Raw genomic sequence first — 12,902 nt, 5'->3', positions numbered from 1 at the left:
TATGAAACAGATCGTAAAAATTATACGAAAAGTTGACATTGAAAAGCAATATGAACACATTTTGCAATTAGAATTAGATTATGAATTAGCCTCCTTGTTCGCTGCTATGAATGAGAAAGATGAGCTTGAAATTAAAAAAAGTAAAAAACGTCTGGCTGAAATCCAGATGGAGCTTGAAAGTTTACACGCCTATGCGTAAAAAAAAAATCATTCCAATTTAAAATCACTTGCTGAATATTCCGACAGCAGGTGATTTTTGTTGTTATAAAGGGTAAAATAGATAATATATCGTAATAGAAACTGTATTTGGTAAAGCTCTATTTTAAGAAGTTACTGTTTAGCGTTGTTTAAAGATTGATGTCGCATGTTTGAGATTTATTCTATTGGCTAGCACTTGCGTTTAGTTCTACGATACTCAAAAAAGCGATTGTTTCTTAAATGTAAGAGGCAGTGCGATACTTTGTGATTAGCATTTGAGACTTAGCGATGAAGACAGGTCTACATTTTGTGTGTAAGACAGGGCAGTAGCATGATGATGTAAGGAAATTACGGTTTGCTGATGGGCGTGAATGCGCTTTTCTTATATTCGAAGGGTGGGTTATTATGAGTTTACAACGTATCGATGAATTTGCGAAAAGTATTATTTTTGAAGCGGGTAAACGCATTAGAAATGCATTTTCGTACAATTTAGTTATCGAAACAAAATCTAATGCAAATGATCTTGTTACAAATATTGACCGTGAAACAGAATTATTTTTCATAGAAAGAATTAAAATGTTCGACCCGACTCATAAAATCTTAGGTGAAGAGGGGATGGGGGAGGAAGTCGAATCGTTAGAAGGTGTTGTTTGGATTATTGATCCAATTGACGGCACCATGAATTTTGTTAAGCAACATCGTCACTTTATGATTTCAATTGGGATATTTATTGACGGTGTTGGTAAGCTTGGTTACATATTCGATGTTATGCGTGAAGACTTATTCTATGCAGTTGCTGGCGAGGGAGCTTGGTACAATGATTCACCGTTACGTAAATTGCAGTCAGTCACAATTGAAGAGTCAGTGATTGGAATTAATGCTAGTTGGGTAGCGCCAAATCGACATATCCATCATGAAAAGGTAATTGAATTGATTCGGAAAGTTCGTGGTACACGTTCATATGGCTCGGCAGCCATGGAAATAGCTTTTGTTGTGAGTGGTAAGCTTGATGCTTATGTCTCCATGCGATTGTCTCCATGGGATATCGGCGCTGGTACGATTATCGCCACGGAGGTGGGGGCGATTGCGACAAATTTACATGGAGAAGGTTTTGATTTCCTACATCAAGATACTTTCATCATAGCCAACCCTTCCATCCATAAAGAGTTATTAGAAAAATATATTGTACCTTATCGCTAAGAAAGGAGCTGTCCAAATAGTGGACAGCTCCTTTTCCATATGGCGTAACTAAAAGTAATTTAGCAAACAAACGACTTGTATACGCTTATATCGACATTTGTTGTGACCTTAAAGTAAACCTTGTTCACGTAGTTTACGTTTCATTTTAAAGGCTGTCATGAAAATGACACAAGTAGCCACAATGCCTGCTAATATGCCAAATCCACTACCAGCTGCTACGGAATAACCGATAGCACACATAGCTAATACAGCTGCCAATGCATAAATGGCCATTACGAATTTTGCACGATTCATAGTCGAGCCTCCTATATAAATTTTTGAAATAAAAATATTTTTTTAGAATGATAGAAATTCTAATAAGGACAATTACATCCTTCTTGTGCTATAATATCACAGTTAAACATACGAAAAAAGAATATGGAGTGGAATAATGACAAACTTACGTCAAGATCTTCGCAATATCGCAATAATCGCCCACGTTGACCATGGTAAAACTACTTTAGTCGACCAATTATTAAAACAATCAGGTACATTCCGTTCAAACGAACGTGTTGAAGAACGTGCAATGGACTCTAATGATATTGAACGCGAACGTGGTATTACGATTTTAGCTAAAAATACAGCAGTAAACTATGAAGGAACTCGTATCAACATCCTTGATACGCCTGGACACGCTGACTTCGGTGGTGAGGTAGAACGTATTTTAAAAATGGTAGACGGCGTTTTACTAGTTGTCGATGCGTATGAAGGTTGTATGCCTCAAACACGTTTCGTACTGAAAAAAGCATTAGAACAACGCTTAACACCAATCGTTGTTGTTAACAAAGTAGACAAAGATTCAGCTCGCCCACTAGAAGTAGTAGATGAAGTGCTTGAATTATTCATCGAGCTAGGTGCAGATGAAGACCAATTAGACTTCCCTGTTGTCTATGCTTCAGGTGTAAATGGTACAGCTTCTTTGGACGCGGATCCATCTAAACAAGAAGAAAGTATGAAATGTCTATTTGAAAAAGTTATTGAGGCTATTCCAGCACCAATTGATAACTCAGAAGACCCATTACAATTCCAAGTAGCTCTACTTGACTATAATGACTTCGTTGGACGTATCGGAATTGGTCGCGTATTCCGCGGAACAATTACTGTAGGTCAACAAGTTGCACTGATGAAATTAGACGGTACAGTGAAAAACTTCCGTGTAACGAAAATCTTTGGTTTCTTCGGTTTAAAACGTGAAGAAGTAGAGACAGCAAAAGCTGGTGACTTAATCGCCGTTTCAGGTATGGAAGATATCAACGTAGGTGAGACAGTTTGTCCTGTTGAGCATCAAGAAGCGCTTACACCATTACGTATCGATGAGCCAACTTTACAAATGACTTTCTTAGTAAACAATTCTCCATTCGCAGGTCGTGAAGGGAAATGGGTTACTTCTCGTAAAGTAGAAGAGCGTTTACGTGCTCAATTACAAACGGACGTATCTTTACGTGTTGAAGATACTGATTCTCCGGATGCATGGACAGTTTCTGGCCGTGGTGAGCTTCACCTATCAATCCTTATCGAAAATATGCGTCGTGAAGGTTTCGAATTACAAGTATCTAAACCACAAGTAATCGTGCGTGAAATCGACGGCGTAAAATGTGAACCATTCGAGCGCGTTCAAATCGATGTGCCTGAAGAAAATGTTGGTTCAATTATTGAATCGATTGGTACACGTAAAGGTGAAATGCTTGATATGGTGAACAACGGCAGTGGCCAAGTTCGTTTAACGTTCTTAGTGCCAGCTCGTGGTTTAATCGGTTATACAACTGAATTCATGTCGATGACAAAAGGTTTCGGTATTATCAACCATACGTTTGATTGCTACCAACCATTATTACCAGGTAAAATTGGTGGACGTCACCAAGGTGTACTAGTTTCAATGGAAACTGGTAAATCAACAACTTATGGTATGATGCAAATTGAAGACCGTGGTACACTGTTCTTGGAGCCAGGTACAGATATTTACGAAGGTATGATTGTTGGAGAAAATACTCGTGACGCTGATATCACTGTAAACATCACAAAAATGAAACAAAAAACAAACATCCGTTCAGCAAATAAAGACCAAACGAATGTTATTAAAAAACCACGTATTTTATCTTTAGAAGAAGCACTTGAATACCTAGGTGATGATGAGTACTTAGAAATTACACCAGAATCTATTCGTCTTCGTAAAAAAATTCTAGATAAAAACGAACGTGAGAAAGCAGCGAAAAAAATACGTAACGCAGAATAATAATTTTCCGCTGACATGAAAGGAAGAGGAGTCTTGGATATAAAGTCCGCTTTATTGGGTGAACTAAATGTTATTCAAGTTGCTGCATCAACAAATGCAGAGGAAACAACAAAGGTTTATGAGAGAATGGCTGGTATAACAAGATTTTTATATGAAAATTTACCGAGCTATGACATTGCAGGCTACGTTGTATTTCTTCTTGTCTTTGTACTTTCTGCAATCGTCTATAAATTAGGCTTTGCAAAGAAGTTAAAGCTATCTCAAAATATTGTCATTTATGCGTTCTTATTTGTAGGATGTATTATGTTGACATTTTTCGCGTTATTCCTACCTATGATTGAAGGTCTCATCGTAGCGGCGTTAATTTTAATTGTATATAAAACACGTATGTGGCGTGAAAAAAGAGAAGAGCAACAAGCTGCCAATCAATGAGAGTAGCTTGGCTCCTATACCGTGAAACTTGTATTGAGTTTTTAAGGAATGAAACAGCCTTAGCATTAATTTGCTAAGGCTGTTTTATTTGGTATAGTAAAAAATTTTAACGTTTTAAGCCATCTACATATAAACGAATAGCTACAGAACCCATGTTCAATAGATTGTGTCTCTCAAATCTAAATTGATTGGCACCGAAATCTTCTAGTGTGAATAAGTTAATGTCGATAGGTAATTTCATTAATCAGGGAGGAAAAAAGAATGCGTTGGCTTAAAAAGGGCATTTTGTTTAGTGTGGTAGCTTTGTTGCTTCTTTCTTTGACAGCATGTAATTCAGGAGAGCTTCAAAAAGTTAAAGTAGGAGAAGTAACGCGCTCGATTTTCTATGCGCCTCAATACGTAGCGCTTGAAAAAGGCTTCTTTGAAGATGAGGGACTTTCCGTGGATTTACAAACCATTGCTGGTGGCGATAAAACGATGACAGCATTGCTATCGGATGGTATTGATATTGCTTTAGTTGGCTCAGAAACTTCTATATATGTAACGGCGCAAGGCTCAAATGACCCGATTCAAAACTTTGCGCAATTAACGCAAACGGATGGCACATTTTTAGTTGCACGTGAAAAGATGGAGAACTTTTCGTGGGAAGATTTAAAAGGGTCAACATTCTTAGGGCAACGTAAAGGTGGAATGCCACAAATGGCGGGCGAGTTTGTGTTGAAAAAACATGGTATTGATTCTTCAAATGATTTAACCCTCATTCAAAATATTGATTTTGCTAATATTGCTACAGCATTTGCTTCTGGTACTGGAGATTTTGTTCAATTATTTGAACCAACTGCTAGTGTATTTGAAAAAGAAGGGAAGGGTTATATTGTTGCTTCATTCGGCACTGAATCAGGCCATTTACCGTATACCTCTTTTATGGCGAAAAGCAGTTATTTAGAGGATGATGCAAAAACAGTCCAAAGCTTTACAAATGCGCTGAAGCGAGCGCAAGATTTTGTGCAGGAAAAAAGTTCGGCAGAAGTAGCGAAAATTATTCAACCCTATTTTGAAAATGTGGATGTAGCATTGATTGAAACAGTTGTTGAGCGCTATAAATCTCAGGGATCATATGCCACTGATCCAATTTTAGATGAAGAAGAATGGGATAACCTACAAACGATCATGGAGGAAGCAGGTGAACTTCCTCAACGTGTAGATTATGATGAGCTTGTTAATACGACGTTTGCTAAAAAGGCTGCAGAGTAATGGGATTTTTAGAGCTCAAACATATTCACCATAGCTATTTTTCAAGTACGCAGGCGAAAGAAGTTTTACGTGATATTAACATAACTATCCAGGAAGGTGAGTTTGTATCTTTTATAGGGCCAAGTGGCTGTGGTAAAACGACCCTATTGTCAATAATAGCCGGATTATTTCCATCCACGGAAGGTAAGGTATTTATTGATAAGGAGGAAATTTCACCACATAATCAGTCGCTCATTGGCTATATGCTGCAACAAGATTATTTATTTCCATGGAAAACCATCGAAGAGAATGTCACAATTGGTTTAAAAATAATCGAACGTAACAAAAAATCGCATAAGGTGACTGCGAGTGCACTTTTACAAGAAATTGGTTTGCCGCATGTAGGTAGCTATTATCCGAGAGAGTTATCGGGAGGGATGCGTCAACGTGTAGCCCTAGCAAGGACACTGGCAGTTAATCCAAAAATCTTATTGCTAGATGAACCATTTTCTGCACTTGATTATCAATCAAAATTAAAGCTTGAGGACTTAGTCGTTGAAACATTGAAGGCTTATCATAAAACAGCGATTCTCGTGACACATGATATTGGTGAGGCAATTGCAATGAGTGAACGAGTGTTTCTGTTCTCGGCAAACCCAGGTACTTTGCATAAAGTGTTTGAAATACCGACAGAATTACAAGCGTTATCACCGTTTGATGTAAGACAGCATCCGGCATATTCAGAAGTATTCCAAACGATTTGGAAGGAGCTGGAGAGTCTTGGATAACACACTATTTAAACAATATCTGCAATTGCTAAAAAAAGAAAAACGTTTTGTTCGGTTATATCAGCTTATCATCTTACTCGTATTTTTTGGCGGATGGGAGTTATTTTCAAGACTTGAATGGATTGATCGATTAATTTTTAGTTCACCGACTCGTGTGTGGCACACATTTATAGAAAAAGTGAGTGATGGTACGTTAACATTACACGTCGGTGTGACACTTATGGAGACGATTATTGGCTTTATCGCGGGTACTTTACTAGGCACTCTAATCGCAACGGTCCTTTGGTGGTCACCTATACTTTCAAAGGTACTAGATCCATATTTAGTAATTTTAAACGCGATGCCAAAAGTTGCTCTCGGACCGATACTGATTGTCGCACTCGGTCCAGGATACATTTCAATCATCGCTATGGGTGCACTGATTTCGATTATCATTACAACTATTGTTGTTTATACCGCATTTAAGGGAGTTGACCCGAATTATAGCAAAGTTTTACAAACATTCGGAGCGACTAGATGGCAAACATTTAAAGAGGTCATTTTACCCGCATCATTTCCAACAATTATCTCAACATTGAAGGTCAATGTTGGGTTATCATGGGTCGGAGTTATCGTAGGCGAGTTTTTAGTTGCATCGAAAGGACTTGGCTATTTAATCATTTATGGCTTCCAAGTGTTTAACTTTAACCTTGTATTAATGTCGTTGCTTATTATCGCTTTTTTTGCGACTATTATGTATCAAGTTGTCGAATTGATTGAGAAGGCAATTATAAAAAATAATGATTAATCAACAAAGGAGATGTCTCAAATGATTTTTGAGACATCTCCTTCTTATATTCCCAATGAACCTTAAAACTCTTTATCCATATGTGGAGACGTACGATGGAAACGGAAGTTGCCCGTTTCTATTCGTGTCACTGTATTTTGCTTAATACGATCATGGCAAGTGTCGCACATGTATGTGTGAATCGGTCGATTGCGTAATTTTTTTGCTAACGGTAAGTCATCATCTAACTGGTTAATTGTATCGCAAATGACACATTTTACGCGCATAGCATACCCTCCCTATTCTGCACGAATGGCTAACACATTTTTAATAGGATTGTCTACATTTGTTCCGTCTCCGAACAACACATGAACGGGCCCATCTTCATTTAATGGCTTACCGTCTTGGCTATATTTAAAAATGAGCGTATATGCTTCTTCAATCGTAAATGTATGTTCTTTGCCTTCTTGACATTCGATGACGATTTTTGTCGCATCTGGTTTAATTTCAGCATTTATCAAAAAATGACCTAATTCGATTCCAAAAGTGCCCGTTTCCATCCCTTTGCGGTCGAATTTTCGCTCAGATTTTAATGTTGGTGGGAAAGTAGCACCTTCCATAATTTCACGTGACCAGTGAGCACCAACCTCACGCATATATTTTGTATCTGCATCTTCCTCGTCTTTTTTTGTGTGGAAGTATGTGTTTAAGTCTAGTTTACGGTCATCGAAAATCCAAACAGTTGGATCTAATGTAAGTTGAAATGATACTGCACCCTTGATAGGAATAATTGTTTCCATAATAGAAATCCTCCTCAAATCTTGTATATCCATGAAATAGTATACCGCTAATGACAGGAGATAATAAAGAAATATAATTCGAATTCTCTTTTTACAACGAAGACACTTGCATTTTTAGCGACTAAAAGATAAACTTTATTAAGATAGAATCGAAGAAATATCAGATAATGGGGGCGTCCTCATGGATACGAAATCACAAACTTCTTTTCAAGAGAAGGCTTTGGAGCTTTTAGTTGCTGATGCAGATAAAATTGCTCGCCTCATTCGAGTACAAATGGATCATTTAACAATGCCACAATGCCCTTTATATGAAGAAGTATTAGATACACAAATGTTCGGCCTTTCACGTGAAATTGACTTTGCTGTGAAGCTTGGGCTCATTGAACGCGAAAAGGGCAAAGAAATTCTCGACTCACTCGAGAAAGAACTTTCTGTACTACATGACGCGTATACAGACAAATAAAAAGAAAAAACTCAAACGCTCCTTGCGATTTGAGTTTTTTTTCTAGAACGAGGTTTTCACAATGAAACAATACTTAAAACGGTATGCACAAAATTTTGATTATCCATTATTTTTTACGGTCCTATTGTTAAGTTTATTTGGGTTAGTGATGATTTATAGTTCAAGTATAATGGTGGCCATTCGAAAGGAATATGACCCGGATTACTATTATCAAAAGCAAGTAATCAATTTAACTGTAGCTTTTCTTGGGTTTTTAGTGACAGCATTTTTCCCGTATAAGCATTATGCCAATAAAAATATTATGTTGCTACTTACGGTCGTACTGGCTGTGCTATTTACTTGGGTCAAAGTAGCGGGTAATGGTGCAGAGGAAGTAGGCTCTCAGAGTTGGATTTCTGTGCCAGGTCTAGGGAATTTCCAGCCTTCAGAATATGCGAAACTATTTATAATTTTATATTTTGCCGCTGCTTTTTATCGAAAGGGACAAAGATATACGTTTGAAAAACTACAACCAACAGAAATTTTTTATCCAATATTTCTTTGGATACTTGTTGTAGCAGGGGTAGCCTTCGAAACCGATTTAGGGGCTGTAATCATTCTTTGTGGGATAGCGATTTCTGTTGTAGCGGCGAGTGGTATTCCTTTTAAAACGTTCTGGAAATTTTTTGGTGTCTTAGGGGCATTTGGCGCAGCCATTTTGGGGATGCTCTGGCTATTTAAAGGGGAGCTGTTAACAGGAAATCGTAAAGGACGTATTCAATCCTATATAAATCCTTTTGATTATGAAGATGGTGTTGGTCATCAGGTTGTGAATAGCTATTATGCTATTGGTGGTGGCGGTTTAGAAGGTAGAGGTCTCGGTCAATCGATTCAAAAACTAGGTTATTTACCTGAACCACAAACAGATTTTATTATGGCGATTATCATGGAGGAACTTGGTATTTGGGGAGTACTTATCGTTTTAGGTGGTTTAGGATTTATTGTTTATAAAGGATTTTCAATTGCTTTGCGTACGAAAGATCCGCTAGCACGCATGATTGCGGCTGGAATAGCAAGCTGGATTGCTTGGCAATCGTTTATAAATCTTGGGGGTGTAACAGGGATAATCCCGTTAACCGGTGTAACGCTACCTTTTATTAGTTATGGCGGGACATCTATAATTTTGCTATCTTTAGCTATGGGAATATTAGTGAATGTTTCCATGTTTGAAAAGGTAGCAAGAAAAAATTCACAATCATAAGGGGGATACCAATGGAATCAATCAACAAAATTCTTGTAGCAAACAGGGGAGAAATTGCAATTCGTATTTTCCGTGCGTGTACGGAGCTTAATATTAGTACTGTCGCTATTTATTCGCGTGAAGATAGCGGAGCATTCCATCGCTTTAAAGCAGACGAGGCATATTTAGTCGGTGCTGGTAAGAAACCAATTGATGCTTATTTAGATATCGAGGGCATTATGTCCATTGCCAAAGATGCAGGCGTTGATGCGATTCATCCGGGGTATGGTTTTTTAGCTGAAAATGTGGACTTTGCACGTCGTTGTGAAGAAGAAGGCATACTTTTTATTGGGCCAACCTCACAGCACCTTGATATGTTTGGCGATAAAGTGAAGGCACGCGAACAGGCTGTGCGTGCAGATATTCCTGTGATTCCTGGGACAGATGGTCCAGTGGCGTCTGTCGAAGAAGTATTGGCATTTGGTGAGCAATATGGGTATCCACTCATGATTAAAGCGTCCTTAGGTGGCGGTGGACGTGGTATGCGCGTTGTCCAGACGAAGGATGAGGCAGCGTCAGCCTATGAACGTGCCAAATCTGAAGCCAAGGCAGCCTTTGGTTCAGATGAAGTTTACGTAGAAAAATGCATTTTATATCCTAAACATATTGAAGTACAAATTATCGGAGACAAGGAAGGCAATATCGTCCATTTATATGAACGAGATTGTTCGATCCAGCGTCGCCATCAAAAAGTAGTTGAAATCGCGCCATCGCATTCGATTTCAGAACATCTAAGAAATCGAATTTGCGATGCAGCTGTGAAACTGATGAAAAATGTCTCGTACATAAATGCAGGGACAGTGGAATTTTTAGTCGCGGGAGAAGATTTTTATTTTATCGAGGTCAATCCTCGTATTCAAGTCGAGCATACGATTACGGAAATGATTACAGGTATCGATATTGTCCATGCACAAATCAAGGTAGCAGCGGGTTATGGCTTGCATAGTGAGGAAATTCATATGCCCGAGCAAGCAGCTATTCCGTTGTTTGGCTATGCGATTCAAGCGCGTGTCACGACAGAAGATCCTGCAAATGACTTTATGCCCGATACAGGCAAGCTGATGGTGTATCGTTCAAGCGGCGGCTTTGGCGTACGCTTAGATGCCGGCAATGGCTTCCAAGGAGCCGTTGTCACACCGTATTACGATTCATTACTCGTGAAAATTTCAACATCGGGCATGACGTTTAAAGAAGCTGCAGCGAAGATGGACCGCAATTTAAAAGAATTCCGTATTCGTGGTGTGAAAACGAATATTCCGTTTTTAAATAATGTCGTGACACATGAAAAATTTATCTCAGGGGCGTTTGATACAAGTTTTATTGATACAACGCCTGAATTATTTAACTTCCCTGTGCGTCAAGACCGCGGAACGAAATTACTAAGCTATATCGGAAATGTCACATTAAATGGCTTCCCGGGGGTAGAGAAAAAGGCTAAACCAATTTTCACACAGCCTATTAAACCATTAGTAGACTTGCATGGACAACCTTTATCGGGCACCAAACAGATTTTGGCGTCGCAAGGGGCAGAGGGGCTCGTAAAATGGATTCTCGAGCAGGACGATGTGCTGTTAACCGATACAACGTTCCGCGATGCGCATCAATCCTTACTGGCGACACGTGTGCGTTCACAGGATATGTTCCAAATTGCGGATGAAACTGCGCGCATGATGCACAACTTCTTCTCACTTGAAATGTGGGGCGGAGCAACGTTTGACGTAGCCTACCGTTTCTTAAAAGAAGACCCGTGGGAGCGTTTAGCCAAACTACGTGCCCAAGTACCGAATGTGTTATTCCAAATGTTACTGCGCGGGGCCAATGCCGTTGGCTACACAAACTACCCAGACAATCTGATCCGAGCGTTTATTGCGGAATCGGCTGCATCAGGCATTGATGTGTTCCGTATTTTCGATAGCTTGAACTGGATAAAAGGTATGGAAGTGGCGATTGATGCAGCGCGTACTTCCGGCAAAGTGGCCGAAGCCGCTATCTGCTATACAGGCGATATTTTAGACGATGCGCGTGCGAAATACTCGGTGCAATACTACAAAGATATGGCGAAGGAGCTCGAGGCGGTCGGTGCACATATTTTAGCGATAAAAGATATGGCCGGTTTATTAAAGCCAGAAGCTGCCTATCGTTTAATATCGGAGCTAAAAGAGGCAACGAACTTGCCCATTCATCTGCATACACATGATACAAGTGGTAACGGTATTTATGTATACGCAAAAGCGATTGAAGCAGGAGTGGATATTATAGATACAGCCCTCGGCTCAATGGCCGGTTTGACGTCACAGCCAAGTGCAAACTCCTTGTACTACGCGATGAAGGGTGGCAAGCGAGCGGTTCGTGCCGATATCGAATCACTAGAAAAGCTGTCGTACTACTGGGAAGATGTGCGTAAATACTATAAAGATTTCGAAAGTGGCATGATGAGTCCGCACTCTGAAATTTATGTGCATGAGATGCCAGGCGGTCAGTACAGTAACTTACAGCAACAGGCGAAAGCAGTTGGACTCGGCGACCGCTGGGATGAAGTGAAACGCATGTATGCACGTGTCAACCTGTTATTTGGCGATATCGTGAAAGTCACACCGTCCTCCAAAGTGGTCGGCGATATGGCGTTATTCATGGTACAAAATGATTTGGACGAAAACAATGTCCTGACAAAGGGACAACAGATTGACTTCCCAGATTCCGTGATCGAGTTCTTCCAAGGCTACTTAGGGCAGCCCTATGGCGGTTTCCCACAAGCGCTACAACAGGTTGTCTTAAAGGAACGAGAAGCGATTACAGTGCGTCCAGGCGAGCTATTAGCGCCTGTAGATTTTGCACAATTAAGCGCCGTACTGGAAAATAAATTAAAGCGACCTGTCACACAGCAAGATATTCTCGCGTATGCTCTCTATCCGAAAGTATTTGAGGAGTACGCGAAAACCGTAGAGTCTTTCGGAAATGTTTCGGTATTAGACACACCGACGTTCTTATACGGCTTAAAACTAGGTGAAGAAATCGAAGTAGAAATTGAAAAAGGCAAGACGCTCATTGTGAAGCTCGTATCGATTGGTGAACCTCAGCATGATGGTACACGTGTGATGTATTTTGAGTTAAACGGCCAATCACGTGAACTCGTGATTCAAGATATGACTGTCGAAGTAGACGGCAGTATTGCGTTAAAAGCAGATCCAAGCAACCCGAACCAAATTGGTGCGACGATGCCAGGGACTGTGCTGAAGGTGGTCATATCAAAAGGCAGCCCAGTCAAACGTGGGGACCACCTACTCATTACCGAAGCCATGAAAATGGAGACGACGGTACAAGCACCAAAGGATGGTGTGGTCAAAGAGGTCTACGCGACTGCGGGTGACGCTATTTCAACAGGTGATCTCTTAATTGAAATTGAATAATGAATAATGAAGAAGGTTATTAGACGACTATTTTAGTGTCCTAATAACCTTTTTTCTATTTTTA

General features: G+C 39.7%; 13 protein-coding genes. 10 read left to right on the top strand and 3 right to left on the bottom strand.

All coding sequences use genetic code 11. The annotated features are described in order from the left end of the window. Position 1 precedes the first annotated feature (1 nt). Both ACQKII_RS01085 and ACQKII_RS01080 read left to right on the top strand, forming a co-directional pair. Positions 2 to 199: a hypothetical protein gene (locus ACQKII_RS01085; RefSeq protein WP_427455498.1), complete on the top strand. Its 198-nt coding sequence runs from the start codon at positions 2 to 4 to the stop codon at positions 197 to 199. A 404-nt stretch (positions 200 to 603) separates the two neighbouring features. Next, a complete protein-coding gene (locus ACQKII_RS01080) occupies positions 604 to 1,398 on the top strand; it encodes an inositol monophosphatase family protein (protein WP_427455496.1) in 795 nt (264 codons plus the stop codon). A 108-nt stretch (positions 1,399 to 1,506) separates the two neighbouring features. Here ACQKII_RS01080 and ACQKII_RS01075 read toward each other — a convergent pair whose 3' ends face one another. Continuing rightward, positions 1,507 to 1,692 (bottom strand): DUF5325 family protein, encoded by a 186-nt coding sequence (locus tag ACQKII_RS01075; protein ID WP_427455494.1) that lies wholly within the window; start codon positions 1,690 to 1,692, stop codon positions 1,507 to 1,509. A 136-nt stretch (positions 1,693 to 1,828) separates the two neighbouring features. On the opposite strand from ACQKII_RS01075, the gene typA reads away from it, so the two are divergent. From typA to ACQKII_RS01050, 5 genes are all read left to right on the top strand, one after another. Then, positions 1,829 to 3,670, top strand: a complete 1,842-nt coding sequence (typA, locus tag ACQKII_RS01070) for a translational GTPase TypA (protein WP_427455492.1) — start codon at positions 1,829 to 1,831, stop codon at positions 3,668 to 3,670. 33 nt (positions 3,671 to 3,703) lie between these two features. Continuing rightward, positions 3,704 to 4,102, top strand: coding sequence for a YlaH-like family protein (locus ACQKII_RS01065; protein WP_427455490.1), 399 nt, complete (start codon positions 3,704 to 3,706; stop codon positions 4,100 to 4,102). A 261-nt stretch (positions 4,103 to 4,363) separates the two neighbouring features. Beyond that, a complete protein-coding gene (locus tag ACQKII_RS01060; RefSeq protein WP_427455488.1) occupies positions 4,364 to 5,356 on the top strand; it encodes an ABC transporter substrate-binding protein in 993 nt (330 codons plus the stop codon). Next, positions 5,356 to 6,123, top strand: a complete 768-nt coding sequence (locus ACQKII_RS01055; RefSeq protein ID WP_427455486.1) for an ABC transporter ATP-binding protein — start codon at positions 5,356 to 5,358, stop codon at positions 6,121 to 6,123. Before ACQKII_RS01060 ends, ACQKII_RS01055 begins: the two co-directional genes overlap by 1 nt. Further along, positions 6,116 to 6,910 carry an ABC transporter permease gene (locus tag ACQKII_RS01050; protein WP_427455484.1) on the top strand — a complete coding sequence of 265 codons (795 nt, stop codon included), beginning with the start codon at positions 6,116 to 6,118 and terminating at the stop codon, positions 6,908 to 6,910. The genes ACQKII_RS01055 and ACQKII_RS01050 overlap by 8 nt, the downstream gene beginning before the upstream one ends. 62 nt (positions 6,911 to 6,972) lie before the next feature. Here the strand turns inward: ACQKII_RS01050 and ACQKII_RS01045 are convergent, their stop codons facing one another. Together ACQKII_RS01045 and ACQKII_RS01040 are read right to left on the bottom strand one after the other, a co-directional pair. Continuing rightward, entirely contained in the window at positions 6,973 to 7,176 is a 204-nt protein-coding gene (locus ACQKII_RS01045) for a YlaI family protein (RefSeq protein ID WP_427455482.1), read from the bottom strand. A gap of 12 nt (positions 7,177 to 7,188) precedes the next feature. Then, the gene (locus ACQKII_RS01040; RefSeq protein ID WP_427455480.1) at positions 7,189 to 7,689 is read right to left on the bottom strand and encodes a peptidyl-prolyl cis-trans isomerase; all 501 of its coding nucleotides are present in this window, start codon (positions 7,687 to 7,689) and stop codon (positions 7,189 to 7,191) included. Between the two features lie 181 nt (positions 7,690 to 7,870). On the opposite strand from ACQKII_RS01040, the gene ACQKII_RS01035 reads away from it, so the two are divergent. The 3 genes from ACQKII_RS01035 to pyc all read left to right on the top strand — a co-directional run bounded on the left by ACQKII_RS01035 (position 7,871) and on the right by pyc (position 12,838). Then, a complete protein-coding gene (locus ACQKII_RS01035; RefSeq protein WP_004224778.1) occupies positions 7,871 to 8,152 on the top strand; it encodes a YlaN family protein in 282 nt (93 codons plus the stop codon). A gap of 61 nt (positions 8,153 to 8,213) precedes the next feature. Then, a complete protein-coding gene (locus ACQKII_RS01030) occupies positions 8,214 to 9,392 on the top strand; it encodes an FtsW/RodA/SpoVE family cell cycle protein (protein ID WP_427455478.1) in 1,179 nt (392 codons plus the stop codon). 11 nt (positions 9,393 to 9,403) lie between these two features. Continuing rightward, positions 9,404 to 12,838, top strand: a complete 3,435-nt coding sequence (gene pyc / locus ACQKII_RS01025) for a pyruvate carboxylase (RefSeq protein WP_427455476.1) — start codon at positions 9,404 to 9,406, stop codon at positions 12,836 to 12,838. Positions 12,839 to 12,902 lie beyond the last annotated feature (64 nt).

It is taken from the genome of Lysinibacillus sp. NPDC048646 (assembly GCF_050272295.1).
In the GTDB taxonomy this organism is placed as follows: Bacteria; Bacillota; Bacilli; order Bacillales_A; family Planococcaceae; genus Lysinibacillus.
Note: the sequence above shows the minus strand (reverse complement) of the source record. Positions and strands in the feature narration are given on the sequence as shown.

Excerpts from the sequence above, each read along its gene's own strand:
- ACQKII_RS01055 (WP_427455486.1), top strand. The coding sequence starts at position 5,356 with ATGGGATTTTTAGAGCTCAAACATATTCACCATAGCTATTTTTCAAGT.
- ACQKII_RS01030 (WP_427455478.1), top strand. The coding sequence starts at position 8,214 with ATGAAACAATACTTAAAACGGTATGCACAAAATTTTGATTATCCATTA.
- ACQKII_RS01085 (WP_427455498.1), top strand. The coding sequence starts at position 2 with ATGAAACAGATCGTAAAAATTATACGAAAAGTTGACATTGAAAAGCAA.
- ACQKII_RS01075 (WP_427455494.1), bottom strand. The coding sequence starts at position 1,692 with ATGAATCGTGCAAAATTCGTAATGGCCATTTATGCATTGGCAGCTGTA.
- ACQKII_RS01045 (WP_427455482.1), bottom strand. The coding sequence starts at position 7,176 with ATGCGCGTAAAATGTGTCATTTGCGATACAATTAACCAGTTAGATGAT.
- pyc (WP_427455476.1), top strand. The coding sequence starts at position 9,404 with ATGGAATCAATCAACAAAATTCTTGTAGCAAACAGGGGAGAAATTGCA.
- ACQKII_RS01040 (WP_427455480.1), bottom strand. The coding sequence starts at position 7,689 with ATGGAAACAATTATTCCTATCAAGGGTGCAGTATCATTTCAACTTACA.
- typA (WP_427455492.1), top strand. The coding sequence starts at position 1,829 with ATGACAAACTTACGTCAAGATCTTCGCAATATCGCAATAATCGCCCAC.
- ACQKII_RS01060 (WP_427455488.1), top strand. The coding sequence starts at position 4,364 with ATGCGTTGGCTTAAAAAGGGCATTTTGTTTAGTGTGGTAGCTTTGTTG.
- ACQKII_RS01035 (WP_004224778.1), top strand. The coding sequence starts at position 7,871 with ATGGATACGAAATCACAAACTTCTTTTCAAGAGAAGGCTTTGGAGCTT.
- ACQKII_RS01080 (WP_427455496.1), top strand. The coding sequence starts at position 604 with ATGAGTTTACAACGTATCGATGAATTTGCGAAAAGTATTATTTTTGAA.